The organism is Pusillimonas sp. SM2304 (assembly GCF_031628915.1).
GTDB lineage: Bacteria > Pseudomonadota > Gammaproteobacteria > Burkholderiales > Burkholderiaceae_B > Pusillimonas_C.
The window spans coordinates 1,487,353-1,510,429 of sequence record NZ_JAVLUJ010000001.1 but is presented as its reverse complement, the minus strand read 5'-3'; the positions used below and the strand labels follow the sequence as shown (position 1 = coordinate 1,510,429).

Sequence of the window (23,077 nt, the reverse complement as noted above, 5' to 3'; positions counted from 1 at the left end):
TCCATCGAAATGACCGGCCATACCGCCAGGAGATTGCATGACTGATATCGCTTCCTATCTGGAACTCATCCAGTACAAAGGACCGCGCCAACCGACGCTGGAGGTGCTGCACACCCTGCACGTACGGCATACCCATTCCATTTCTTTCGAGGGCCTCTCGCCCTTAACCGGTATGGCGATGAAGCTGGACATCGATTCATTGATGGCCAAGTTCATAAAGCAAAGACGGGGCGGCTACTGCTACGAGCACAATTCCTTGTTCCAGTATGTCTTGCGGGATATAGGCTTTGCGGTAGAGGGGCTAGCCGCGCGCATCCGGATGAACGTTCCGGACGACGTCATGACACCGCGCAGCCACATGCTTCTGCTTGTAGAGGTGGAAGGCGAACAGTTTATTGCCGATACGGGATTCGGCCGCCTAACCCTGACCGCGCCGATCCGGCTTATACCGGATATCGTCCAGGACACCCCGCATGGACCGTACCGCTTGCTACGCCAGGGCGACGAATTTCGCCTGCAGACCAAAGCGACAACTGGCTGGCAGGATCTATATGACTTCAACCTGATGCCGCACTACCCTGAGGATTACGAACTCTACAACTGGTATGCGTCAGCGCATCCAGACTCTATCTTCGTCAACGAACTGATTGCGGCGCGCCCAGACCCGGACGGCCGCCATGTGCTGCATAACAGGCAGTATTCGTTCTACCACCTGGACGGCAGGGTCGAAAGAAGGCTGCTCGACTCAGTCGGCGCCATCAAGGATGTGCTTGAAAATCAGTTTCGGATCGCCACCGCGAACGTGCCCAAACTGGACGCCAGGCTCTTGACGATGCTTGCATAGCGAATCCATGTGCAGGGGACGCTCACCCAAGCACGCGCAAAAACATTTTTAGTATCAATATGTTATGAAGTGAAATTCCCCGTACAAACCCTGATTTACCCCTTTATAAGAAGCGGCAAGACTAGACCGATTTGTCCTATGGACCGCCTGGCTTGGCGAGCCATAGGACTTGGATTTGTCACTGAAAAAGGGATCAAGATGACGCTTAACAAACTGATTTCGGGCCTGCTGTTCATGACGGCCGCCACGACCGCGGCTGCCCAAGGGAAACCGGTCGTACAGTTCATTGCGACAGGCGGCACCATTGCCATGAAGATCGACCCGGTCAAGGGGGCGCCTGTGCCCGCCATTTCCGGAGAAGACCTGCTCGCCACCGTGCCCGACGTGGGCAAATATGCCGACATCCGCGTCAACAGCCTTTCCAATGTGCCTTCGGACTATATGGATCCCCCTCGCTGGGTGGAACTGACCAAGGCGGTGCAGCAGGCGCTGGACCAGCCTGAAGTCGCAGGCGTGATTGTCTCGCACGGTACCGATACGCTCGAGGAAACGGCCTTCTGGCTGGACCTGACCGTCAAGTCCGACAAGCCGGTCACCCTGATCGGCGCCCAGCGCAATGCGTCCTCGCCCGACTTTGATGGCCCCCGCAATCTGTTGAATGCCGTGCGTATTTCCGTGGACGAGCAATCCCGGGGCAAGGGCGTGCTGCTTGCGATGAACAATCAAATCAACGCCGCCCGCTATGTCAGGAAAACGCACACCGCGAATGTGGAAACCTTCAACTCCGGCGATTTCGGTTTCATCGGCGAAGTCTACCCGGATCGCGTGATGTACGCCTATACGCCTGTGCGCAGGCAACACCTGCCGCTCCAGGCGGACGACATGCCGGCGGTCGAACTGGTGGCGATGTATGGCGGCGCGGATGGCGTCGCGCTGCGCAATGCGGTGGATCGGGGCGTCAAGGGCATCGTGGTCCAGGCACTGGGCATGGGCAATATGAACCAGCCCATGTTCGAAGCGGTGAAGTACGCGATCTCGAAGAACGTGCCTGTGGTCATCGCCACGCGTGTCTATAACGGCCGGGTGCTGCCCAACTATGGCTTTGAAGGCGGCGGCAAGACGCTGGCGGACGCCGGCGCCGTCATGGCCGACGACCTGAGCCCGCCCAAAGCGCGCATCCTGCTGATGCTGGCGCTCCAGGGCGGCGTGCAGGACCGGGCCGCCCTGCAGGCGCTCTTCGATAAGTAAGCCGCCTGCTGCTCAGGCCGCCTTGCGGGACGCCGCGGCTTCCCGCTGGCGCTTGGCTTCTTCCAGAAGATAAACCTGGTAGTCGTCCAGGTCGCCGTCGAAGTCCTTCATGCCGCCGCGCGATACCAGCCAGAATTCATCGCATACTGAGCGGAGCAACGCCCGGTCATGGCTCACCAGCATGACCGAGCCTTCGAATTCGTTCAAGGCGACGCTCAGCGCCTCGCGGGTGGCAAGGTCCAGATGGTTGGTGGGTTCGTCCAGCAGCAGCAAGTTGGGGCGCTGCCAGACAATCATGCACAACACCAGGCGCGCCTTTTCGCCCCCGCTCATGCTGCCCACGCTTTGCTTGACCATGTCGCCGCTGAAATTGAACGTGCCCAGGAAGTTGCGCAGGCCCTGCTCACGGCAATCCATGGCGCTTGGGCGCACGCCGGCGGGGGTATCGCGCGCCAGCCGTATCATGTGCTCCAGCGGGTTATCGGCGGGCCGCAGGACGTCGAGTTCCTGCTGCGAGAAATAGCCGATGTTCAAGCCCTTGCCCGTGATGATTTCCCCTGCCGTGGCACGCAACGCGCCGGCGATGGTCTTGACCAGGGTGGACTTCCCCTGGCCGTTGGCGCCCAAGATGCCGATGCGTTGGCCGGCCAATACCGAACGATTGATTTTTTGCACGATCACCGTCGGCGGCGTCCCGGCCGGGGCATCGTCGGCCGGGGGATAGCCGAAGCTGGCATCGGACATAACCAGCATGGGATTGGGCAGGCTGAGCGGCTCTTTGAACTGGAACTGGAAATCGGCGTCGGCCAGCATGGGCGCCACCTTCTCCATCCGTTCCAGGGCCTTGACCCGGCTTTGCGCCTGCTTGGCTTTGCTGGCCTTCGCCTTGAAGCGGTCGATGAACTTTTGCAGATGGGCGACTTTTTCCTGCTGTTTGGCATGCGCGGCCTGCTGCAGCAGCATTTGCTCCGCGCGCATGTCTTCGAACTTGCTGTAATTGCCGCCGTAGCGCACCAGCTTGCCCTGGTCGATATGCAGCGTCACCTGGGTGACGGCATCCAGGAACTCGCGGTCATGGCTGATCACCACCATGGTGCCGGCATAATGCTTGAGCCAGGCTTCGAGCCAGACCAGGGCGTCCAGGTCCAGGTGATTGGTGGGCTCATCGAGCAAGAGCAAATCGGACGGGCACATCAAGGCGCGCGCCAGTTGAAGGCGCATGCGCCAACCGCCCGAAAAGCTGTTCACCGGCCGGTCCAGCTCTGCCGTGCTGAAGCCCAGCCCCAGGATCAGCGCTTGCGCCCGCGCCGGCGCATCGTGGGCGCCGGCGTCATGCAGCGCCATATAGGCGTGCGCCATGCGCATGCCGTCGCCGCTGTCTTCTGAAGCGCTGACTTCGGCCTGGGCGGCCATCAGGGTCGCATCGCCTTCGATCACGAAGTCGGTGGCGCTTTGCTCGGTCTCGGGCATGTCCTGCGCAACTTGCGACATACGCCATTGCGCGGGCATGGACAGTTCGCCGCCATCCTCGGCCAGGCTGCCGTTGAGCATGGCGAACAGGGACGACTTGCCGGCGCCATTGCGCCCGACCAGGCCTACTTTTTCACCGGGGTTAAGCGAGACGGATGTTTTGTCCAGCAATACTTTGCTGCCGCGACGCAAGGTCACGCTTTTGAAGATGATCATGGGGAAAGCCGGGGGGAACTGCGCGAGAACGAGGCCGCCAGTGTAGCATTTCCGCCCCTGCCCAGCCCGCCCTACTTCGTCAAGGACAGCCCCGTCTCTTGCACGAACTTGTTCCAGCGCTGGTATTGCTCGACCGCGTACCGGTCGACCGCGGGCCCGTCCGTTGCCATGACCTCGAAGCCCAGGTCGGCCAGCTTGGCTTTGACCTCGCCATCATTCAGCGCTTGCTGGAAGGCGCCGGTCAACCGGTCGGCGACATCGTCGGGCGTTTCCGCCGGCGCGAATATGCCTATCCACGAATAGGCTTCAAAACCAGGATAGCCGGATTCCTGTACCGTAGGCACATCAGGCAGATCGGGAATGCGCGCGGTGCCGGTAACCGCCAGGGGTTTGATCTGGCCGGCGGCAATCTGCGACTTGAGCGCCGCGTAGCTTAGAAAAGTGACATGGGTGATGTTGCCCAGCAAGGACTGCATGGCGGGGCCGCCGCCGGCGAAGGGCACGTGCAGCATTTCAATGCCGGCCATGCGCTTGAGTTCTTCGGGCGCCAGGTGGTTCAGCGAACCCAGCCCCGTCGACGCATAACTGTACTTTTCGGGCTTTGCCTTGGCGTCCGCAATGAACGCATCAAGCGTGTTTGCCGCGACGTGGCGAGATACCCCGATCACCAGCGGGAAACGCAGCGCAAACGTAATGCCGCGAAAATCCTTGAAGGTGTCGTAAGGCATGGGACGCACAATGGGATTCAGCGAATGGCTGTCGAAGCTGACCAGCAAGGTATTCCCATCGGGCTTGGCCCGCAGCACGGTCTGGCTGGCAATCTGCGTAGCGGCGCCCGGCTTGTTTTCAATGACGATGTTGCGGTCCAGGATCTGGGCAAGCTTGGGCTGAATAATGCGTGCGGCAATATCGGTGCTGCCGCCGGGCGGAAAAGGCACCACAAGCCGAATGGGCTGGTCGTCGGCGGCGTGAGCAGTGCTCAAGGCCGACAGGGCCAGCAGCCCGGCGGCTGCCGCGCTTAAAAGGGCCTTTGCGGCATGGCGTAACGGGGCATGGCGTAGCATCAGATTTCCAGTATAAGGATGACAATTGGACACCCTTTCAATCATAACGCCGTCAGGCGCTCCGCCTTATAACTATGGCTTCCAAGCTTATAACGGCGGAGTGAAGGCGCGTGCGGCGCCATCACGGTATCCGAGCGTCGCCTGCGCGATGGTGGCCATCGGCAGGCCTGGCTCCGGCTGGACCAGCAACTGCAGGTTGGGCAGATCAAGCCTGTAGCCGCCATCATCCAGGGCATGCGCCTGTCCACCGGCAAGCGTGGCCAATGTTGCCGATACGCCCTGCGCATCGGGTGCCTTGATCACAATCCGGTCCAGCGATTTTGCGCCATTGTCATGATGCATGACCGCCGGGTCCCAAACATATTCCGGCGTCAAGTGCTCGCAATAGTAAATACGCAGCCCCGGCACAGGCTGCCGGGCAAAGCGCACGGTATCGAATCGCGCCGTCTGCATCCGGCCCTGAACCTGCAGCGGCCGCTCCAGCCGTTGCACCGGGTTGACGTCGAAACCGCCGCGGCGCAAATGGTCATAGGCCTGGCCTGCATTCTGCGGCCTGAAAACCAAGGCGTCCAGACCAAGCGGCTGCTCGGCGATTTCCTTGCGCGCGGGCGGCTGGCCCGCAGGCCAGCCCAGCAGCTCTATATACGACGACTCGAGCGTAATAAGCCGGTTGATGGACCCCAGGTTATGCACAGACACATCCGTCAGGTGGAACCCGTCCTGCTGCAGGACCTGGGCGCCCTGTGCAAGCTGATCGCGCATCATCAGGACCAGGTGATCAAAATGCATGGACATAGGCGTTGTCGGAGCCCTTAGCTGCCTGTTTTCAGCAGGCAGGCGGCATCCTTGTCGGTCAGCTTGTTTGCTTCCAGCCACGCCTTGGTTTCGTCCGCGCCCGCTTTTTTCAAGGCCGCCATGATCGTGTCGGACGGCGTGGTGTCAAGTGTCATTTTATGCTCGCGCATCCGGGTGTAGTTGGCATTGATGCGTTCTTCCACGCCCGCCCAGGATGCCTGCGAGACGGCATCCGCCGCACTCGTCAACATTGCCTGCTGTGCCTGGCTCAGGCTATTCCAGGCCTCGTTATTGATGATGGTGTAGCTCAGGGGAATCGAATAGCTGACCGCCGTAAAATTGGGCAAGTGGTCCCACAGGCTGCGTCCCGCACCGCCATCGCCCGAGGTCAGTACCGCATTCACTTCATCAGCGGCCAGTTTTTCAGCCAGTGCGGAATAAGGCAGTTGCACGCTTTGCGCGCCCAGGCGCTCGAATACCGATTTGCTGGTGGCGTCATAAGTTCGAATCTTCAGCGCCTTGACGTCGGCCTGGCTGGCCAGCGGCTTGACCGACCAGATGCCTGAAGGCGGCCAGGGCGTTACATAGAGCAGGTGTGCGCCCAGCGCCTTCACACGCTCTTCCAGCGCCGGCTTGGCGCAGGTGTACAAGGCTTTGGCCTGCTCGAAATCCTTGGCGGCGAATGGCAGCGACGACAGCAGGAACAGCGAATCCTTATTGCCAAGCACACCGCCAAACAGCGTACCCATTTGGGTTTTGCCCTGACTGATGGCATCGACCTGATCCCCGCCTTTATAGGGGTTGTTCTTTTCCTGCAGCGTTTCGATCTTGATTTCGCCGCCGGAGCGCTCATTCACAGCCGCGGCGAACTGCAGATCGGCCGCCGCCGTAATCGATGTGGCGGGGTACTCGTTGATCAACTGCAGCGTGGTCTGCGCCCACACTGGCGGCAGCGCGGCGGCCTGCAACAACATGGCACCGGCAAGCACATAGCAATATTGGCTGATTTTCATGCTGGCTTCCTTGGGGTTTTGAACGTTACCGCACTTGTTTTTACCACCCCCGCGCGCATAGCGGTGGGGGTGGAAACCCGTATAAAGCCATCGACCGCTGTGATGACAGGGTTTTATCCGCGTGACGGATAGTTGTCACGCTGCATGCCCTGCACCACCAGGAATACTGCGGTGCCGATCGCCAGCGGGATCCAGGAAGCGGTCACGAGTGAAACCAGGCCCAGCGCGATCGCGACCAGCGAGCCCGCAAAAAGCGCCTTGTTGCGCGGACCGAGCACGGCACCGATAGCGGTGCCAATGAGTATGGCAGCAAGAAGCTGAATGATGTAGTGCATGGATGCCCCCAATTCTGTTTTGATATTCAAGGCGCCAGGCGGCACGAGCCCCGCCTCGCGTCGTCGTCCATACAGGACGGCCCGAGTGTAGCATCGTTCAACCCGGTGACGGGCTGCAGGTCAAAAGGAATGCGATAACTTCCCGGACTTTTAGGCAAGCCCGGCAAGCCGCCGAAACATAAGATTCTCTTCACCGGCCATCTTCACGGCCGGCTTCAACATTCAACGGAGAGATTCATGAGTCAAGTATGGTTCATCACCGGCTCTGGCCGCGGCATCGGCGCCGAAGTCGTACGGGCTGCACTGCAGGCAGGACACCAAGTCGTCGCAACGGGACGAAACCTTGCCCAGTTGCAGGCGTCCTTCCCGGACGCACCCGCCGGCCGCATTGCCTTTGTGGAACTGGACGTCGCCCAGGAAGCGCAGGCCGAAGCGGCCGTTTCCGCCGTGCTGGAACGATTCGGCCGTATCGATGTCTTGGTCAACAATGCCGGTTACGGCTTAATGGCCAACTTCGAAGAGGTAACCTCGCCGCAGATCGAGCATCAGTTCGCAACCAATGTATTCGGCTTGATGCACGTGATGCGTGCCGTGCTGCCGGTCATGCGCCGCCAGCGCTCAGGGCGGATATTCAATATTTCGTCAGTCGGGGGGGCGCTGGGCTTCAAGGGCGCCTCGGTTTATTGTGCAACGAAGTACGCGGTGGAAGGCCTGTCGGCGTCCGTCGCCATGGAAGTCGCACCGTTCGGCATCAAGGTCACCGCCGTTGAGCCGGGCTTTTTCCGCACCGACTTCCTGGATGCCAAATCAGTCAAATACAGTGACCGCCTGATCGAGGATTACTCAGCGGAAGGCACCGTCCAGGATACCTATGAGCATTACAACCATCAGCAGGCCGGGGACCCGGCCAAGCTGGGTGCGGCGCTGGTCAAGCTTGCCGGCATGCCCAACCCGCCTAAGCAGTTCCTGGCAGGCAGCGACGCCGTCGCGATGGTCACCCAATCGCTGGATGCCCGCCTTGGCGAGGTTCATGCCTTCGCAGAGCTGTCCCGCTCGACAGACGGTGTGTTCTGAACCAAGAACTTGTATGCTGGAGTGCTATGAACAAAGCGTTGGTTCCCGTACGGGCGTCAGGCCAAGCGCAAGCCGGCCGGTCTGATATCGCCAGGCTGGCCCGCCTGCTCAGCGTCCATGCGCCCCATGACGGCAGTTTCGAACTGTGCGTCCCCGGGGTGCATGCGCTTCGCGCCTCTCGCCCAAACACAGAGCTGGTGCACGGCTTGCACCGGCCGGCTTTGTGCATCATCGCCCAAGGCGCAAAAACCGTGCTGCTTGGCGAGGATATCTACGAATACGACCCCACACGCATGTTAATCTTTTCCGTCGACTTGCCGATTGCGGCCCAGGTCAAGCTTGCAAGCCCATCGGCGCCCTACCTGTGCTTCCGGCTGGACCTGGACACGCACAGGGTCGCCGAACTGGTGACGAAGGTGTATCCGAATGGGACGCCGCGCGTGCATGACAGCCGCGCGGCCTATCTTGCCCAGGCCAGCGAAGCCATTATCGACGCGTCGGCGCGGCTGCTGGAGCTGATGGCGCAACCCGTCGAGGCCCCCCTGCTGGCGCCGCTGGTCGTGGATGAAATCCTGATCCGGCTGCTGCGCAGCTCGGTGGGCGGACGGCTGGCGCAGTTCGGGCATACGGAATCGAACGCCCACAGAGTGGCCAGGGCGGTCTCGTGGGTGCGCGACAATTTCACCCAGCCTCTGCGGGTGGAAGCCCTGGCCGAACTGGCGCACATGAGCGCATCATCGCTGCACCAGCATTTCAAGTCGGTGACATCCATGAGCCCTTTGCAGTACCAGAAGGCGCTGCGGCTGCAGGAAGCCCGGATGCTGATGATCTCCACAGGCATGGACGCCAATCTGGCCAGCCGGCGCGTGGGCTATTTAAGCGCTTCGCAGTTCAGCCGCGAATATGCGCGATTTTTCGGGGATGCCCCCACCCGGGATATCTCCCGGCTGCGCGGCGCAGATCCGGCCAATGTCAGCTTCGTCCAGTAGGCGGCCCGACGCCGTGCAGTAACATTCCTTCCTGTTTGGCCCCTTGAACTTCCGGCCTTCATCCCCAGCTATAAAGCTCAAAGGAAGATCCATGGAACAATTTCACGCCACCACCATCATCTGCGTTCGCCGAGGCGAAAACGTCGCCCTGGGCGGCGATGGCCAGGTTACCCTGGGCAATATCGTCATCAAAGGCACCGCGCGCAAAATACGCCGCCTTTACAACGACAAGATCCTTGCCGGCTTTGCCGGCGCCACCGCCGACGCCTTCACCTTGCAGGAACGGTTCGAAGCCAAGCTTGAAAAGCACCAGGGCAACCTGATGCGCGCCGCTGTCGAGCTCACCAAGGACTGGCGCACCGACCGCGTGCTGCGGCGCCTTGAAGCCATGCTCATTGTCGCCGACAAAGAGCACACCCTGGTCCTGACCGGCAACGGCGACGTCCTTGAGCCCGAAAACGGCCTGGCCGCGATTGGCTCCGGCGGCGCTTACGCCCAGTCCGCCGCGCTGGCCCTGCTGCAAAATACCGACATCCCCCCTGCCGAGATCGTCAAGAAATCCCTTGAAATCGCAGGCGACCTGTGTATTTACACAAACCAGAACCACATCGTCGAAACACTTTAAGCACCGCCTATTATGTCCGCTACTACTATGACCCCCGGCGAAATCGTCTCTGAGCTCGACAAGAACATTGTCGGACAGAACCGCGCCAAACGCTCTGTCGCCGTTGCGCTGCGCAACCGTTGGCGCCGCCAGCAGGTACCCGAGCCCCTGCGCAACGAAATCGTACCCAAGAACATCCTGATGATCGGGCCCACCGGCGTGGGCAAGACCGAAATTGCCCGGCGCCTGGCCAAGCTGGCCAATGCCCCCTTCATCAAGATCGAGGCCACCAAGTTCACCGAAGTGGGCTACGTGGGCCGCGACGTCGACACCATCATCCGCGACCTGGTCGAAATCTCGGTCAAGCAGGCGCGCGACATCCAGATCCGCCGCGTGCGCACCCAGGCCGAAGACGCCGCCGAAGACCGCATCCTGGATGTCCTGATCTCGCCCGCCCGCAATGCGCAGGGCGAACCCGAGCGCGAAGAAAACACCGCCCGCCAGACCTTTCGCAAGCGTCTGCGCGAAGGCAAGCTGGACGATATGGAAATCGAAATCGAAGTCGCCCAGATGGCGCCGCAGATGGAGATCATGGCGCCCCCCGGCATGGAAGAAATGACCGAACAGCTCAAGGGCATGTTCGCCGGGCTGGGCCGCGACAAGAAAAAAACGAAGAAAATGTCGGTCAAGGAAGCCTTCAAGCTGCTGACCGAAGAAGAAGCCAGCCGCCGCATCAACGAAGATGACCTGCGCGCCACCGCCGTGGCCAATGCCGAACAGAACGGCATCGTTTTCCTGGATGAGATCGACAAAATCGCCACCCGCCAGGAACACTCGGGCGGCGACGTATCGCGCCAAGGGGTGCAGCGCGACCTGCTGCCGCTGGTCGAAGGCACGACCGTCAACACCAAGTACGGTGTCGTACGCACCGATCACATCTTGTTCATCGCCTCCGGCGCCTTCCACCTGTCCCGGCCGTCTGACCTGATCCCTGAACTGCAGGGCCGCTTTCCCATCCGCGTGGAGCTCGATTCGCTCACTGCACAAGATTTCGTGCGCATCCTGTGCGACACCGATTCCTCGCTGACCAAGCAATATCACGCTTTGCTGGCGACTGAAGATGTCATACTGAACTTTACCGACGAAGGCATCCAGCGCCTGGCGGAACTGGCCTTCGACGTCAACGAGCGCACCGAAAACATCGGCGCCCGCCGCCTGTATACGGTCATGGAAAAATTGCTGGAAGATCTATCGTTCGATGCCACGGCCAGCAGCGGCCACACCGTCACCATCGACGCCGCCTACGTAAACGACAAGCTGGAAGAAACCGCCAGCAGCCAGGACTTGGCCCGCTACGTGCTATAAACGGCGAGCACAAGGCGGGCTCAGTCAGTCCGCCTTGTTGAAATTTTGCGCCTGCACGTGCGTGGCAGGCTTCAAGCGAGCTTGGGGAAGCTAGGTGCTGCCTTTGCAGCCGGGCTACCGGCATCAAGGCTTACCCCGGCGGAGCTACTTCGAAATCGCCGTCACCACATACTGCCCGTTTTCACGCTTGGCGGTGAATTTGACCTTATCGCCGGGCTTGATGCCGGCCAGCAGGGCGGGATCGGCCTTGTAGACCAGCGTCATGGCCGGCAGCTCCAGGTCGGAAATGGCGCCATGCTTGATGGTGACTTTGCCGCCCTCGGCATCGACGCGGCGCACCTCTCCTGACGCACTGGCTTCCTGCGCCACGGCATTGACGGAATAGAACGAGGTAAAAGCCAGCGCGGCCGCCAGGGCCTGCGCAACGCGGTGATTCATTACAGGCATAAGCTAAACTCCAAAAAACACCATTCCAGCATAACGCCAAACCAAGGAATACGCTTGTCCAGCGCAACAGAACGTTACCAGCTACGCCCGGCCCACCGTGAAGACATCCCATACATACTGGGCCTGATGCGCGAGATGGCTGAATTCGAAAAGCTCACCGATATTTTCAAAGCGACCGAGGAAACGCTGTGTAACAGCTTTTTCGGCGAACCGCCGGCGGCGCACTGCCTGGTGGCCCACACCGAGAGCCAGCCGGGCGTACCGGTCGCCTACATCATGTGGTTTCACAATTACTCCAGCTTCCTGGACAAACGCGGACTGTATCTGGAAGACCTGTACGTACAGCCCGCCCATCGCGGCCAAGGCCTGGGCAAGATGGCGCTCAAGCATCTGGCCGGACTGGCCATAGAACAGGGCTGCGGCCGCTTCGAATGGGTCGTGCTGGACTGGAACCAGAACGCCATCGACTTCTACAAACACCTGGGCGCCGACGTCTTGCCCGAATGGCGCATCGTCCGCGTCACCGGCGACGCGCTGCAGCGCCTGGCATCACGATAAATCAGCATAGGACATCACCGCCATGGCCACACGTCTTTCCGTCATCACCACTCGCACCGGCGATAAAGGCACCACCGGCCTGGGCGACGGCAGCCGCATCGACAAAGACGCGCCGCGTATTGCCGCGATGGGCGATGTCGACGAACTGAACAGCACCCTGGGCCTGCTGCGCACCGAAGCCCTGCCCCCCGCGATCGACACCGTGCTGGCGCGCGTGCAAAACGACCTGTTCGACCTGGGCGCCGAACTGTGCATCCCTGGCCATGCGGCACTGTCTAAAAACCACGTGCTATTTCTGGAAGAAGCCCTAGCCGAACACAATGCGGCGCTGGGCAAATTGCAAGAATTCATCTTGCCCGGCGGCACCCGCGCCGCCGCACTGGCTCACATCGCGCGCACAGTATGCCGGCGCGCAGAACGTTCAGTCATCACCCTGGATAAAGCCGGGCCCAGCGTCAATGCGCCCGTCAAGCAATACCTCAACCGCCTTTCCGACCTGTGCTTCGTGCTGGCCCGCGCCCTTAACCGCGCCGCCGGCCAGCAAGATGTATTGTGGGGCCGCTAGCCCCATAGCACGAGGCAAGCGGTTCAAGAAGGGCTCAAAAAAAGCACTGCTCAGTTACCTCGCATCATGCGAATGAATCTGCAGCGCCTCCAGGAACCGCGACACCATGTTGTACGTCGCAATCGTCGCCGTCAACTCCACCAGCTCGCGCGGCTCAAAATAAGGCTTCACCGCATCAAAAACAGCATCCGGCACCTGCACGTCGCGCGTCATCGTGTCCGTATACGCCAGCACCGCCTTTTCCTTGTCGCTGAACAGACTCGAACCTTCCCATCCATCCAAGGCATCCAACTGAGCCTGCGTCATCCCCTCTTTCAGGGCGATGGGCGCATGCTGCTCGGCCTCGTACGGCGCCCCGTTCAAATAGGCAATGCGCATAATCACCATTTCGCGCACAGCGCCATTCAACGAACTGTTATGCCGGATACCGGTCAGGTGATTCAGCCAGCCGCGCGCAACCGGCGGGCTTTGCAGCAGCATCTGATACAAATGCAGCACACTGCCGCGCTCGGCAACAATCTGGTCGACCAGCGGGCTGACCTCGGGGTGGGTCAGATCGGCATAGGGTAAACGGGCCATGGTCAAGCTTCCTTAAAACGAAAACAAAAATATACCCCCACGCCGCAGGGCGCGGGGGTATGCAATAGTAAATTAAGCGGGCAGTACCTGGTTCACGGTGCCGGCAAAGCGCGATACGATTTCGCTGATATCGGCCGGGCTGCAGATGAATGGCGGGGCCAGCAATACATGGTCGCCCTGCACGCCGTCTATGGTGCCCCCCATGGGATACATCATCAGGCCATTTTGCATGGCCTGCTTTTTAAGCTTGACGTGGGTCTTTTGCGCGGGGTCCAGCGTGGCCTTGCTGGCCCTGTCCTGCACAAATTCAACGCCTACGAACAGGCCGCGGCCGCGCACATCGCCCACATTGGGATGCCCGCCCAGCACCTGGCGCAGTTCGCTACGCAACTGCTCGCCACGCTGCTTGACGTTGTCCAGCAGGTTTTCATCTTCGATCACGCGCTGCACGGCCAGCGCGGCGGCGCACGCCGTGGCGTGACCCATATAGGTATGCCCGTGCTGGAAGAAGCCGCTGCCCGCGACGATGGCGTTGTAGATTCGTTCGCTGGCCACCATGGCGCCGATAGGTTGGTAGCCCGCACCCAGCCCTTTGGCAATGGCGATGATGTCGGGCGCGACGCCGTCTTCGGCGCAGGCGAACAAGTGGCCGGTGCGGCCCATGCCTGACATGACCTCATCCAGGATCAGCAGGACGCCATGCCGATCGCATACTTCGCGAATGCGCTTCAGATAGGTCTGCACCGGCGCCAGTGCGCCCGCCGTGGCGCCCACGACCGTTTCGGCCACGAAGGCGGCCACGTTTTCAGCACCCAGGTCTTGTATTTGCTGGTCGAGCTCTTGCGCCAGGCGTTCAGCGTACTGCGCTTCGGTTTCACCCGGCAACTGGTCGCGGTAGGCGTAGCAGGGCGACACATGGTGCGCCGGCACCAGCAAAGGCAGGAAAGGTTCGCGGCGCCAGGCGTTGCCGCCGATGGCCAGCGCCCCCAGCGTATTGCCATGGTAGCTCTGGCGGCGCGCAATGAAATGGCGGCGTGTGGGCTGGCCGATCTCGACGAAATACTGGCGGGCCAGCTTCAGCGCGGCCTCGACCGCTTCCGAGCCCCCCGAGACAAAATAGATGCGATTCAGGTCGCCAGGCGCGCGCTCGGCCAGGAAGTCGGCCAGTTCTTCAGCGGGCTGGGTCGTGAAGAAGGACGAATGCGCATAGGCAAGCTGATCGAGCTGATCCTTGGTGGCCTGGATGACCGCAGGGTAGCCGTGCCCCAGGCACGACACCGCGGCGCCGCCCGAAGCGTCGATATACGACTTGTTGTTCTGGTCGAACAGTTCTATACCCTGGCCGCGAACGGCAAAATCGAGCTGCTGTTTGGGATTGCGATGGAATACGTGTGTCATGACGGGCCTGATTCAACAAATGTTTCTTTAATCATATACCGCTCAACAAATAAATCAATATAATCATGTCATCCGCCGCATTACGGGGCTTGCTACGTTGCTGTTTCCTCACACATGACTCAATCGGCCTCCTACCCCCGCTCCCCCCATGCCGCCAGCCCGCGGCCAGGGCCAGATACCGCTCCCGCCAGCCTGGACGCCCTGACCGCCCGCATTCAGCGCGACTTCGCCGGCATGACACCACAATTTCAGGTGGGCGCACGCTATCTGCTGGATTTTCCCGCCGACATTCCAGTGGCGTCCATGCGCAGGATTGCCGAGCAGGCCGGTGTGCAGCCCGCCACGCTGGTGCGGCTGGCCAAGTCGCTGGGCTACCCAGGCTGGCAGGCATTGAAAGACGTCTTTGTGCTGTCCTTGCAACAGCGCCCCAAACGCTACGCGGACCAGGCCCGCAAGCTGATCCGCGGCAAGCACCCGCGCAACGCCCTGAGCCGGGCCGTATCGGCGCAAGCCGACAATATCCGCCTGCTGGAAGAACTGAACGCCGGCCGCCTGCCGCAAGCGGCCCAGTTGCTGTCCCGGGCCCGCCAAGTCCATGTCGCCGGCTTCCGGGCTTCGTTCGCGCCGGCCTTCGTCTTTCAGTACCAATACCGCCTGTTCCGTTCGTCGGTCACGGTACTGCGGGGCGACGCGGGCACGCTGGAAATGGAGTTGCGGGCGATTGCCAAAGACGATATCGTGGTCATCATCGGCTTTGCACCCTACTCCAACGAAGCCATGCGGGTGGCCAAGGCAGCGCATCAGGCAGGCAGCCGTGTGCTGGCGATCTGCGACAGCATCGTGGCGCCGATCGCGCTGGATGCCGACTGCGTCCTGCTGTTCACCACCGACACACCTTCCTTTTTTCCGTCCAGCGCCGCCGCCATTGCGCTGATCGAACTGCTGATCGAACAACTATTGGCCAAGGCGGGAAAACAGGCCATCGCAGGTATTGAACGCGCCGAGAACCAGCTGCACCAGACCGGCGCCTATCTATAAACAGGATGATTCATGTTGTCACTCGTCGAACTCTCGGGCACGCCGTTTCAGCTTGGCTCCACCCTGGGCAAATTCGGGGCACAGGCTGCGCACACTTATCTGATCCACTCCCCTTCCTGGGCTAGCGTCATGGCCTGGCGCGGCAGCAGCGCCGCCAGCGCCATGCTGGCCCTGACCGAACAGCATTTCCCCCTGATCAAGCAAGAAATCGAGGGCCTGGCCGATGGGCTGGAGCTGCCGTTCGATGATGTCTTCCTATGGAATTGCCGGGGCGATCTGTGGTCCATGTCGCCCGATGGCTGCACCACGGTGCAGTTGCCCCAGGACGGGCAGCCGCGCATCACCCACAACGAAGACGGCGACCCCGGGTTTGCCGGGTACTGCGGCATCGGCCTGTTCAGTCCCGACGGCGGCCCCGCCTTCGCCTCCTTCGTTTATCCGGCCTCTATTCCAGGCCATACTTTTGCGGTGACCGCGCACGGCCTGGCCTGCACGGTCAACAACCTGCGTTCACGCCAAGTGGCAGCGGGTGTTCCCCGCATGGCGATCACCCGCGCCCTGCTGAACCAGTCCAGGCTGGACGATGCCCTGGCCCTGCTGCACGACACCCCGAAATCAGGCGGATTCCACCTGACGCTGGCGCAGCGCGGCCGGCCCGATCTGCTGAGCGTGGAGTTCAACGCGGAAGGCGTTTCGGTCCAGCCCGTCGTGGCGCCTTCACTGCATGCCAACCATGTCATCCACGACGCCCTGCGCAAGCATCCGCAACTCGTCACCTCGTCATCGCAATATCGCCAGGAACGCGGCGACGCCCTGCTGGCCGCCGGCGAACGCGACCCCCTGGCCATCCTGTCGGATCAATCGAATCCGGTGTTCCCGATATACCGCTGCGCGCCCGACGACAGCGACCATGAAAACACCATGGCCACCGCCGATATCCGCGTGTCGGCGGAACAAGTCGACTGGCAGGTGTACGAACGGCCAGGCCAATCGGCGCGCTTCAGCCTGGTCGATGCCCGCCTGGGCTAGATCACCGATTTCACAAACTCAGCCACCCTGGCGCTCAACAGCGTCAGGTCGGTTTGCAGCTTACCGAAATTGGCGCTTTTTTCGTAGGTGTCCTCGTCCATGTACAAGGCCCGGTTCACCTCGATCTGCAGGCTGTGCCGGTTCTCGCGCGGACGGCCAATGCGCGCAATCAAGGCAACCCCCTTGAAGGGATCATTGCGCGCCACGGTGTAGCCGCGTTCCAGCAGGAAGTCTTCAATAATGCCGATCAGCGTGGGATCGCAGGTGGTGCCGTCCCGGTCGCCCAGCACAAAGTCGGCCAGCGGCTTGTCAGTATCGATCTCCAGGACCTCGTAGGAGTTCGAGGGCATGGAGTGCAGGTTCAGGTGCCACACCACCCCGAAGCGCTCGTGCGCCGCCTCGATCTGCCGGGCCAGTGCCTGATGATACGGCTGATGGTAGGTGCCAATGCGGTTCTCTACTTCGGCCACCCACAGCTTGCGGTCATAGATGGGCTGCTTGCGTGCCTTGCTCCAGATCAATCCATGGCCCAGCCGTGATTTCTCGCTGGGATGCAGATCGGTCGTCCAGGGTTCGGCCAGGATATTGGGGTCGATATCATCCACTTCCCGGTTCGGGTCGATGTAAGAACGCGGGAAATTAGCCGCCAGCAAGCTGCCCCCGATCGATGGAATCGCCTGCCAGAGCTCGTCGACATAGGTGTCTTCGGCCGAACGCAGCTCCGCCACCGGAATGCAGTACTGAAAGTCGGCCGGATAGATGACCCCGCTATGCGGCGAATCGCACACCAATGGTATGGCGCTGCTGGTGGGCAGCGCCAAGAAGTAGGGATCAAATTCCGAGTCGGCGAATTTCATGATGTCTCCTGAAAAGAGGGGCTGTTTGCCTGAAGGGGGCCGGGCGGCAAATGGCAGGCGCTCAGATGCTGCCTGCCCCCAACGTTGATGTCTTTCAGCAAGGGGCGTTCCACCTTGCACCGATCCATGACGTGCGGGCAGCGCGGATGGAAGGGGCAGCCCGAAGGCGGATCGATGGGCGATGGCAGTTCGCCCTTGATGGGATCGAACTGGCGCTGGCCGGTGCGCAGCACGGGCAATTCCTTGATCAGCGCCTGGGTATACGGGTGGTGGGCACGGCTGAAGATGGTGTCCGTATCAGCCAGCTCTACAACCCGGCCCAGATACATAATCGCCACCCGGTCGGAAATGTGGCTGACCACACCCAGGTTGTGGCTGATGAAGAAGTAAGTCAGGTCGAATTCGCGGCGCAACTGGATAAACAGGTTAAGCACCTGGGCCTGAATGGATACATCCAGCGCCGCCACCGCCTCGTCGCACACGATGACGGCCGGCTGCAGCGCCAGGGCGCGGGCTACGCCTATGCGTTGGCGCTGCCCGCCGGAAAACTGATGCGGATAGCGAAAGCGGTAGGCCGGGTCCAGGCCGACTTTTTGCATCAGCTCGGCCACATAGGCCTCTTTGCCCGACCGCTTCACCAGGCCGTGCACCACCGGCCCTTCGCCGATGATGTCCAGCACGCGCATGCGCGGGTTCAACGAGGAAAAGGGGTCCTGAAAGATCATCTGCACGCCCAGTTCGTACTCGCGCCGTGCCGCGCCGGACAGCTTGTGCACCGGCTTGCCCTTGTACTGGATTTCCCCCGCGCTGGTGGGCAGAATGCCGGTCAGCATGCGGCCCAGGGTGGATTTTCCGCAGCCCGACTCGCCCACCAGCCCGATGACCTCGCCCGCCCTGACATCCAGGTCCACGCCCGCCACCGCCAGCACAGATCGCGGCGGCCCGCCGCCTTTCAGCATGCGCCCCAGGCGTTCGATCAAGTCCACCGGCTGGCTATAGCGGCGCTGCACATCGCGCAGGCTCAGGATAATGTCGGCGTGGCTCATTCCTGCACCCCCTTATGCCAGCAGCTGACCCAATGTCCCGGCGCGGTTTCCTCCAGCACGGGATCGTTGACGCACTGGGCGGTGGCGCGGTAGCAGCGCGCCTGGAACGGACAGCCCGGCGGCAGGTCCAGCAGCGACGGCGTGGAGCCCGGTATCTGGAACAGTTTCTGCCCGCGCGTGGCCGTAGAGGGAATCGAGGAAATCAGCCCGTGCGTATACGGATGCTGGGCAGCGCCGACAATCTGGTCCGTAGGGGCGGTTTCAACGATGCGCCCGGCGTACATGACGGCCAGCCTGTCGGCCAGCCCCGACACAATCGCCAGATCGTGCGTGATCCAGATCAGCGCGGTGCCCATCTCGCGGCACAGCTTTTGCACCTCGTACAGAATCTGCCCCTGTATGGTGACGTCCAGCGCGGTGGTGGGCTCGTCGGCAATGATCAGCTTGGGCTCGTTCAGCAAGGCAATGGCGATCGCAATGCGCTGGCGCATGCCGCCCGATAACTGATGCGGATACACCAGCAGGCGGTCAGCCGGCGACGGAATGCCCACCATGCCCAACACCTGTATGGCACGCGCGCGCGCCGCCTTGCGCGACACCGGGTTATGCGCGCGTATGGCCTCGATCATCTGCGTATCCACCCGCAAGGTGGGGTTCAGCGTCATCATCGGGTCCTGGAAAATCATGGCCATATCGCGTCCGCGCAATTGGCGGTATGCTTCGGCCGACAGGGCCTGCAAGTCTTGCCCATTGAAGTGCAGGCGCTCGGCCTGCATGCGGCCGGGCTCATCGACCAGCTTCATCAGCGAAAACCCGGTAATGCTTTTGCCTGAACCCGACTCGCCCACCAGCCCCAGGATTTCGCCGTGCCGCAATTGCAGCGATACGCCGTCCACCGCCTTGACGATCCCATCGCGCGTGTGGAACCAGGTTCTAAGCCCTTGTACATCCAGTAATAGCGGTGTCGTCGTCATCGCAGGCCCTAGACTTCGTTGCGCGGATTAAGGATGTCGCGCAGATGGTCGCCGACCAGGTTGATGGCCACCACGACCAAGGCCAGCGCAATGCCCGGGAAGAAAGAAATCCAGTAATTGCCCGACAGCAGGAATTCAAAACCGTTGGAGATCAGCATGCCCAGCGAGGGTTCGGTCACCGGCACGCCAACCCCCAGGAAAGACAGCGTGGCTTCCAGCGCAATCGCGTGCGCCAGGTCGATGGTGGCGATCACCATGAGCGGCGGAATACAGTTGGGGAATACATGGCGCCACAAGATGCGGTGCCACGACAGCGACATGCAACGCGCGGCTTCGACATATTCCTTGTTGCGCTCGACGATGGCCGCGCCCCGGGCCGCGCGCGCAAAATAAGCCCATTGCACGGCGATCAGCGCATAGATGACCTTGTCGACGCCCTTGCCCAGCACCGCCAGCAAGACCAGCGCCAGCAGAATGGATGGAAAAGACAGCTGGATGTCGACGATGCGCATCAGCAGCGCATCAATGCGCCCGCCGAAATAAGCCGAAATCAGCCCGACCGCCGCGCCGATCAGGAAGGCCACCGACACCGACACAAACCCCACGAACAGACTGATGCGCAAGCCGTACAGAATGGCCGAGAACACATCGCGCGCCTGCCCGTCGGTGCCCAGCCAATAGGTCAGGCTGCCATCCATGTTGACGCTGCCGGGCGGCATCTTCGAATCCATGATGTCCAGCGTGCCGATATCAAACGGGTTCTGCGGCGCAATCCAGGGCGCAAAAATGGCCAGCGCGAGGCACGCCACCAACAGTATCAGCCCCAGCACCGCCAGCTTGCTGGAACAAAACTGCGCCACAAACACCCGCGCCCGGCTTTCATGCGCCGGCAACACCATGCCAGACCTGTCGGCTGACGGTCCAGCGTTCAGAACTACTTCCTTATCTTTGGTCATGCTGACGCCCCCATCCTTACCCGCGGGTCCAGCACCGTATAGGCAATATCCACCAGCAAATTCAAGGTGGCCAGGAACACAACGGTCAGCATCAGGTAGGCCACCACCACAGGCCGGTCCAGCGTAATAATGGAATCGATCAGCAACTTGCCCATGCCCGGCCACGAGAACACCGTTTCGGTGACCACGGCAAACGCAAATACCTGCCCATATTCCAGCCCGCCGATGGTCACAATGGGGATCAGGATGTTCTTGAGCAAATGCACACCCAGCACCCGCCGTTCACGCAGCCCCTTGGCCCGCGCAAACTTGATGTAGTCTTGCGGCAGGCATTCCCGCGTGGCGGCGCGGGTCACCCTGATGATCAAGGCGCATTTTGCCGTGGCGATGGTGGCGGCCGGCAGAATCAAGTTCTTGAAACCGGCCCAGTTGAAAATACTGAGCTGTATGGGCCCGTAGGTTTCCACCGCCCCGCGCCCACCCGCCGGCAACCAGCCCAGCATGACGGCAAACAGCATGATCAGCATCAGCCCCACCCAGAAATTGGGCAGCGAAAACCCCAGCACAGAGCCGGCCATGACGCTGCGCGCCCCTTTGCTGTTGGGCGTGAGCCCGGCATACACGCCCAGCGGGACGCCGATCACCAGCGACAGGAACATGGCCAGCGTGGCCAGTTCCAGCGTGGCCGGCATGCGTTCCAGAATCAGGTGCATGGCCGACTCGCCGGTCAGGAAGCTGCTGCCGAAATCCAGGTGGGCCGCCTTGCCCAGGAAAATTCCGTACTGCTGCCACAAGGGCAGGTCCAGCCCCAAAGACTGACGGATCAGCTCGCGCTCGGCGTCAGTGGCTTCAGGGCTGGCCAGCATGTTGACCGGGTCGCCCACCACATACAGGCCCGCAAAAACCAGGGCCGACATGACCAGCACCACGACCAGCGTCTGCAGTAACCGACGGACAATAGTCGCTAGCACAGGTTCCGCTGCCCCTTATTGGGCCAGTGTCATGTCTTGGGCCAAGGTCATCTGGTCGGCACGGCCCCCGTAGCGGATATCTTTTTTCATGGCCCATACCGATAGCTCGAACTGCAGCGGCAGAATGCCGTAGTCTTCCATGGCCATGTCGCCGGCCTGTTGCAGCAGTTGCGAGCGCTTGTCGTCGTCGAGCGTTTTAGAGGCTTCGGCCACGAGCTTGTCCATCTCGGGGTTGGAGTATTTGCTCCAGTTGGTGGTACCCAGGCCTTTGGTCGGATCTTTGGTGACGACCAGTGAATTCAGCGGATTGAGCATTTCGCCCGAACTGGCCGCCCAGCCCGCCAGATAGGTGCTGAATGCAAACGCATTGCGCTGCTTGAAGAACACAGGCGGCGCCATGGTTTCGACATCGGTCTTGACCCCGATGCGCGCCCACATGGATGCCACTACCTGCGCAATGCGCTTGTCGTTGGTGTAGCGGCCGTCGGGCGAACCCAGCGACAGCGTAAAGCCTTTCGGATAGCCCGCTTCGGCCATCAGCTTCTTGGCCTGCTCGGGGTCCGCCGGCGCCACCTTGGAATGCTTTTCAGACGTGCCGAAGGCTGGATAGGCCAGCAGATTGGCCGCGGGCAAGCCCACGCCGTCCATAATGCGCTCTACAATGGCCTGGCGATCGATAGCCAGCGACAGGGCCTGGCGCACGCGCTTGTCGGTCAGCGGGTTCTTGCCATCGGTGCCCGACATGCCGGGCGGGACTTCCTGCCCCTGGTTCAGCGCCAGGTAAATCACCCGGACCGAAGGTGTTTCCTGCACGTACAGATTCTTGTCGTTCTTGAGCTTGGGCAGGTCATCGGTGGGCGGGTCTTCGATCACGTCGACATCGCCTGCCAATAGCGCCGCCACACGCGCCGCTGAATTGGAAATGGGCCGATAAATGACCTTGTCCCAGGCGGGTTTCTCGCCCCAGTAGTGCTCGTTGCGTTCGAAGACGATTTCAGCGCCGCGCTTCCAGGACACGAACTTGTAGGGGCCCGTGCCCACCAGGCCGTCGCCGCGATTGAGCTCGACCGTGGTCTTGCCTTCAGGGGCGGGGCCGGCCGCCGCCTTGTGCGACATGATGGGCACCATGGACAGGTTGGCCAGCAGGACCGGCGAAGGGCCTTTGGTGGTGATCTTGATGGTATGCGGGTCGGGCGCTTCGACCTTGTCGACACTGCTCAGATACAGCGAATACGACGACGGGCTGTTGGGCACCTTGGGGACACGGTCATAGGTAAAGATCACGTCCTGGGCGGTGAAGGGCGAGCCATCGGCAAATTTGACGTCGGGACGCAGCTTGAACGTCCAGACGTCGCCGTCGACGGTCCAGGATTCCGCCAGCGAGGGAATGGGCTTGGCGGTACCGTCGGTGCGCACCAGCGGATCGAACAGCGTTTCAGACAGTTGCGTATTGGGCGTCAGCGAGTGGAATTGCGGGTCCATGGAGCTGGGCTCGGAACGCAATGCAATCGTCAGGTCGCGCGCTTGCGCCATGCCGGCAGCGCCCAGAAAACAGGCGGCCATGGCCGACAGAAGGAGGGTTTTTCGAATTGACTTCATGTGTGCTGCCCTTTATACGATGTAGTTAAACGGGTAAGCCAAA

The 23,077-nt window shown here is 61.4% G+C and carries 24 protein-coding genes; 10 read left to right on the top strand and 14 right to left on the bottom strand.

Annotated elements, in window-relative coordinates:
- Positions 1–37 precede the first annotated feature (37 nt).
- Both RE432_RS06960 and RE432_RS06955 read left to right on the top strand, forming a co-directional pair.
- Entirely contained in the window at positions 38–844 is an 807-nt protein-coding gene (locus RE432_RS06960; RefSeq protein WP_310932562.1) for an arylamine N-acetyltransferase, read from the top strand.
- Positions 845–1,042: 198 nt separating this feature from the next.
- Entirely contained in the window at positions 1,043–2,092 is a 1,050-nt protein-coding gene (locus RE432_RS06955) for an asparaginase (RefSeq protein ID WP_310932561.1), read from the top strand.
- 12 nt (positions 2,093–2,104) lie between these two features.
- Here RE432_RS06955 and RE432_RS06950 read toward each other — a convergent pair whose 3' ends face one another.
- The 5 genes from RE432_RS06950 to RE432_RS06930 all read right to left on the bottom strand — a co-directional run bounded on the left by RE432_RS06950 (position 2,105) and on the right by RE432_RS06930 (position 6,985).
- Positions 2,105–3,778, bottom strand: coding sequence for an ATP-binding cassette domain-containing protein (locus RE432_RS06950; protein ID WP_310932560.1), 1,674 nt, complete (start codon positions 3,776–3,778; stop codon positions 2,105–2,107).
- Between the two features lie 71 nt (positions 3,779–3,849).
- Positions 3,850–4,842: a tripartite tricarboxylate transporter substrate binding protein gene (locus RE432_RS06945; RefSeq protein ID WP_310932559.1), complete on the bottom strand. Its 993-nt coding sequence runs from the start codon at positions 4,840–4,842 to the stop codon at positions 3,850–3,852.
- Between the two features lie 87 nt (positions 4,843–4,929).
- Complete coding sequence (locus RE432_RS06940) at positions 4,930–5,631, bottom strand: VOC family protein (RefSeq protein WP_409079836.1); 702 nt, start codon at positions 5,629–5,631, stop codon at positions 4,930–4,932.
- Positions 5,632–5,654: 23 nt separating this feature from the next.
- The gene (locus tag RE432_RS06935; RefSeq protein ID WP_310932557.1) at positions 5,655–6,650 is read right to left on the bottom strand and encodes a TRAP transporter substrate-binding protein; all 996 of its coding nucleotides are present in this window, start codon (positions 6,648–6,650) and stop codon (positions 5,655–5,657) included.
- Positions 6,651–6,763: 113 nt separating this feature from the next.
- Positions 6,764–6,985 (bottom strand): hypothetical protein, encoded by a 222-nt coding sequence (locus tag RE432_RS06930; protein ID WP_310932556.1) that lies wholly within the window; start codon positions 6,983–6,985, stop codon positions 6,764–6,766.
- Between the two features lie 237 nt (positions 6,986–7,222).
- On the opposite strand from RE432_RS06930, the gene RE432_RS06925 reads away from it, so the two are divergent.
- The 4 genes from RE432_RS06925 (at position 7,223) to hslU (ending at position 11,017) form a co-directional block, all read left to right on the top strand.
- The gene (locus RE432_RS06925) at positions 7,223–8,059 is read left to right on the top strand and encodes an SDR family NAD(P)-dependent oxidoreductase (RefSeq protein ID WP_310932555.1); all 837 of its coding nucleotides are present in this window, start codon (positions 7,223–7,225) and stop codon (positions 8,057–8,059) included.
- Positions 8,060–8,085: 26 nt separating this feature from the next.
- Entirely contained in the window at positions 8,086–9,048 is a 963-nt protein-coding gene (locus RE432_RS06920; protein ID WP_310932553.1) for an AraC family transcriptional regulator, read from the top strand.
- A 91-nt stretch (positions 9,049–9,139) separates the two neighbouring features.
- Entirely contained in the window at positions 9,140–9,673 is a 534-nt protein-coding gene (gene hslV, locus RE432_RS06915) for an ATP-dependent protease subunit HslV (RefSeq protein ID WP_310932552.1), read from the top strand.
- 12 nt (positions 9,674–9,685) lie between these two features.
- Complete coding sequence (gene hslU, locus RE432_RS06910) at positions 9,686–11,017, top strand: ATP-dependent protease ATPase subunit HslU (protein ID WP_310932551.1); 1,332 nt, start codon at positions 9,686–9,688, stop codon at positions 11,015–11,017.
- Between the two features lie 144 nt (positions 11,018–11,161).
- Here the strand turns inward: hslU and RE432_RS06905 are convergent, their stop codons facing one another.
- Positions 11,162–11,464 carry a copper-binding protein gene (locus tag RE432_RS06905; protein ID WP_310932550.1) on the bottom strand — a complete coding sequence of 101 codons (303 nt, stop codon included), beginning with the start codon at positions 11,462–11,464 and terminating at the stop codon, positions 11,162–11,164.
- A 126-nt stretch (positions 11,465–11,590) separates the two neighbouring features.
- Between RE432_RS06905 and RE432_RS06900 the strand changes: the two genes are divergently transcribed.
- Both RE432_RS06900 and RE432_RS06895 read left to right on the top strand, forming a co-directional pair.
- Complete coding sequence (locus tag RE432_RS06900; RefSeq protein WP_310933045.1) at positions 11,591–12,022, top strand: GNAT family N-acetyltransferase; 432 nt, start codon at positions 11,591–11,593, stop codon at positions 12,020–12,022.
- Between the two features lie 22 nt (positions 12,023–12,044).
- Complete coding sequence (locus tag RE432_RS06895) at positions 12,045–12,587, top strand: cob(I)yrinic acid a,c-diamide adenosyltransferase (protein WP_310932549.1); 543 nt, start codon at positions 12,045–12,047, stop codon at positions 12,585–12,587.
- A gap of 54 nt (positions 12,588–12,641) precedes the next feature.
- Here RE432_RS06895 and RE432_RS06890 read toward each other — a convergent pair whose 3' ends face one another.
- Both RE432_RS06890 and RE432_RS06885 read right to left on the bottom strand, forming a co-directional pair.
- The gene (locus tag RE432_RS06890) at positions 12,642–13,166 is read right to left on the bottom strand and encodes a carboxymuconolactone decarboxylase family protein (protein ID WP_310932548.1); all 525 of its coding nucleotides are present in this window, start codon (positions 13,164–13,166) and stop codon (positions 12,642–12,644) included.
- A 72-nt stretch (positions 13,167–13,238) separates the two neighbouring features.
- Positions 13,239–14,564, bottom strand: a complete 1,326-nt coding sequence (locus RE432_RS06885) for an aspartate aminotransferase family protein (protein WP_310932547.1) — start codon at positions 14,562–14,564, stop codon at positions 13,239–13,241.
- A gap of 114 nt (positions 14,565–14,678) precedes the next feature.
- Between RE432_RS06885 and RE432_RS06880 the strand changes: the two genes are divergently transcribed.
- A complete protein-coding gene (locus tag RE432_RS06880) occupies positions 14,679–15,602 on the top strand; it encodes a MurR/RpiR family transcriptional regulator (protein WP_310932546.1) in 924 nt (307 codons plus the stop codon).
- Between the two features lie 12 nt (positions 15,603–15,614).
- The gene (locus RE432_RS06875) at positions 15,615–16,631 is read left to right on the top strand and encodes a C45 family peptidase (RefSeq protein WP_310932545.1); all 1,017 of its coding nucleotides are present in this window, start codon (positions 15,615–15,617) and stop codon (positions 16,629–16,631) included.
- Here RE432_RS06875 and RE432_RS06870 read toward each other — a convergent pair.
- Genes RE432_RS06870 through RE432_RS06845 form a run of 6 tightly spaced genes read right to left on the bottom strand, consistent with a single transcriptional unit; the run spans position 16,628 to position 23,034 of the window.
- Positions 16,628–17,488, bottom strand: coding sequence for an N-formylglutamate amidohydrolase (locus RE432_RS06870; protein ID WP_310932543.1), 861 nt, complete (start codon positions 17,486–17,488; stop codon positions 16,628–16,630). The genes RE432_RS06875 and RE432_RS06870 overlap by 4 nt on opposite strands.
- Positions 17,485–18,534 carry an oligopeptide/dipeptide ABC transporter ATP-binding protein gene (locus RE432_RS06865; protein ID WP_310932542.1) on the bottom strand — a complete coding sequence of 350 codons (1,050 nt, stop codon included), beginning with the start codon at positions 18,532–18,534 and terminating at the stop codon, positions 17,485–17,487. Before RE432_RS06865 ends, RE432_RS06870 begins: the two co-directional genes overlap by 4 nt.
- Positions 18,531–19,508 carry an ABC transporter ATP-binding protein gene (locus RE432_RS06860; protein ID WP_310932541.1) on the bottom strand — a complete coding sequence of 326 codons (978 nt, stop codon included), beginning with the start codon at positions 19,506–19,508 and terminating at the stop codon, positions 18,531–18,533. The genes RE432_RS06865 and RE432_RS06860 overlap by 4 nt, the downstream gene beginning before the upstream one ends.
- Before the next feature lie 8 nt (positions 19,509–19,516).
- A complete protein-coding gene (locus RE432_RS06855) occupies positions 19,517–20,407 on the bottom strand; it encodes an ABC transporter permease (protein ID WP_310933044.1) in 891 nt (296 codons plus the stop codon).
- A 53-nt stretch (positions 20,408–20,460) separates the two neighbouring features.
- Positions 20,461–21,435 (bottom strand): ABC transporter permease, encoded by a 975-nt coding sequence (locus RE432_RS06850; RefSeq protein WP_310932540.1) that lies wholly within the window; start codon positions 21,433–21,435, stop codon positions 20,461–20,463.
- Between the two features lie 15 nt (positions 21,436–21,450).
- On the bottom strand, positions 21,451–23,034 hold the full coding sequence (locus RE432_RS06845) for an ABC transporter substrate-binding protein (RefSeq protein WP_409079820.1): 1,584 nt from the start codon (positions 23,032–23,034) through the stop codon (positions 21,451–21,453).
- Positions 23,035–23,077: the final 43 nt, after the last annotated feature.

What these genes read in the sequence shown, in the direction of transcription:
- RE432_RS06960 (WP_310932562.1), top strand. Translation starts at nt 38, where the DNA reads ATGACTGATATCGCTTCCTATCTGGAACTCATCCAGTACAAAGGACCG.
- RE432_RS06955 (WP_310932561.1), top strand. Translation starts at nt 1,043, where the DNA reads ATGACGCTTAACAAACTGATTTCGGGCCTGCTGTTCATGACGGCCGCC.
- RE432_RS06950 (WP_310932560.1), bottom strand. Translation starts at nt 3,778, where the DNA reads ATGATCATCTTCAAAAGCGTGACCTTGCGTCGCGGCAGCAAAGTATTG.
- RE432_RS06945 (WP_310932559.1), bottom strand. Translation starts at nt 4,842, where the DNA reads ATGCTACGCCATGCCCCGTTACGCCATGCCGCAAAGGCCCTTTTAAGC.
- RE432_RS06940 (WP_409079836.1), bottom strand. Translation starts at nt 5,631, where the DNA reads ATGCATTTTGATCACCTGGTCCTGATGATGCGCGATCAGCTTGCACAG.
- RE432_RS06935 (WP_310932557.1), bottom strand. Translation starts at nt 6,650, where the DNA reads ATGAAAATCAGCCAATATTGCTATGTGCTTGCCGGTGCCATGTTGTTG.
- RE432_RS06930 (WP_310932556.1), bottom strand. Translation starts at nt 6,985, where the DNA reads ATGCACTACATCATTCAGCTTCTTGCTGCCATACTCATTGGCACCGCT.
- RE432_RS06925 (WP_310932555.1), top strand. Translation starts at nt 7,223, where the DNA reads ATGAGTCAAGTATGGTTCATCACCGGCTCTGGCCGCGGCATCGGCGCC.
- RE432_RS06920 (WP_310932553.1), top strand. Translation starts at nt 8,086, where the DNA reads ATGAACAAAGCGTTGGTTCCCGTACGGGCGTCAGGCCAAGCGCAAGCC.
- hslV (WP_310932552.1), top strand. Translation starts at nt 9,140, where the DNA reads ATGGAACAATTTCACGCCACCACCATCATCTGCGTTCGCCGAGGCGAA.
- hslU (WP_310932551.1), top strand. Translation starts at nt 9,686, where the DNA reads ATGTCCGCTACTACTATGACCCCCGGCGAAATCGTCTCTGAGCTCGAC.
- RE432_RS06905 (WP_310932550.1), bottom strand. Translation starts at nt 11,464, where the DNA reads ATGCCTGTAATGAATCACCGCGTTGCGCAGGCCCTGGCGGCCGCGCTG.
- RE432_RS06900 (WP_310933045.1), top strand. Translation starts at nt 11,591, where the DNA reads ATGCGCGAGATGGCTGAATTCGAAAAGCTCACCGATATTTTCAAAGCG.
- RE432_RS06895 (WP_310932549.1), top strand. Translation starts at nt 12,045, where the DNA reads ATGGCCACACGTCTTTCCGTCATCACCACTCGCACCGGCGATAAAGGC.
- RE432_RS06890 (WP_310932548.1), bottom strand. Translation starts at nt 13,166, where the DNA reads ATGGCCCGTTTACCCTATGCCGATCTGACCCACCCCGAGGTCAGCCCG.
- RE432_RS06885 (WP_310932547.1), bottom strand. Translation starts at nt 14,564, where the DNA reads ATGACACACGTATTCCATCGCAATCCCAAACAGCAGCTCGATTTTGCC.
- RE432_RS06880 (WP_310932546.1), top strand. Translation starts at nt 14,679, where the DNA reads ATGACTCAATCGGCCTCCTACCCCCGCTCCCCCCATGCCGCCAGCCCG.
- RE432_RS06875 (WP_310932545.1), top strand. Translation starts at nt 15,615, where the DNA reads ATGTTGTCACTCGTCGAACTCTCGGGCACGCCGTTTCAGCTTGGCTCC.
- RE432_RS06870 (WP_310932543.1), bottom strand. Translation starts at nt 17,488, where the DNA reads ATGAAATTCGCCGACTCGGAATTTGATCCCTACTTCTTGGCGCTGCCC.
- RE432_RS06865 (WP_310932542.1), bottom strand. Translation starts at nt 18,534, where the DNA reads ATGAGCCACGCCGACATTATCCTGAGCCTGCGCGATGTGCAGCGCCGC.
- RE432_RS06860 (WP_310932541.1), bottom strand. Translation starts at nt 19,508, where the DNA reads ATGACGACGACACCGCTATTACTGGATGTACAAGGGCTTAGAACCTGG.
- RE432_RS06855 (WP_310933044.1), bottom strand. Translation starts at nt 20,407, where the DNA reads ATGGTGTTGCCGGCGCATGAAAGCCGGGCGCGGGTGTTTGTGGCGCAG.
- RE432_RS06845 (WP_409079820.1), bottom strand. Translation starts at nt 23,034, where the DNA reads ATGAAGTCAATTCGAAAAACCCTCCTTCTGTCGGCCATGGCCGCCTGT.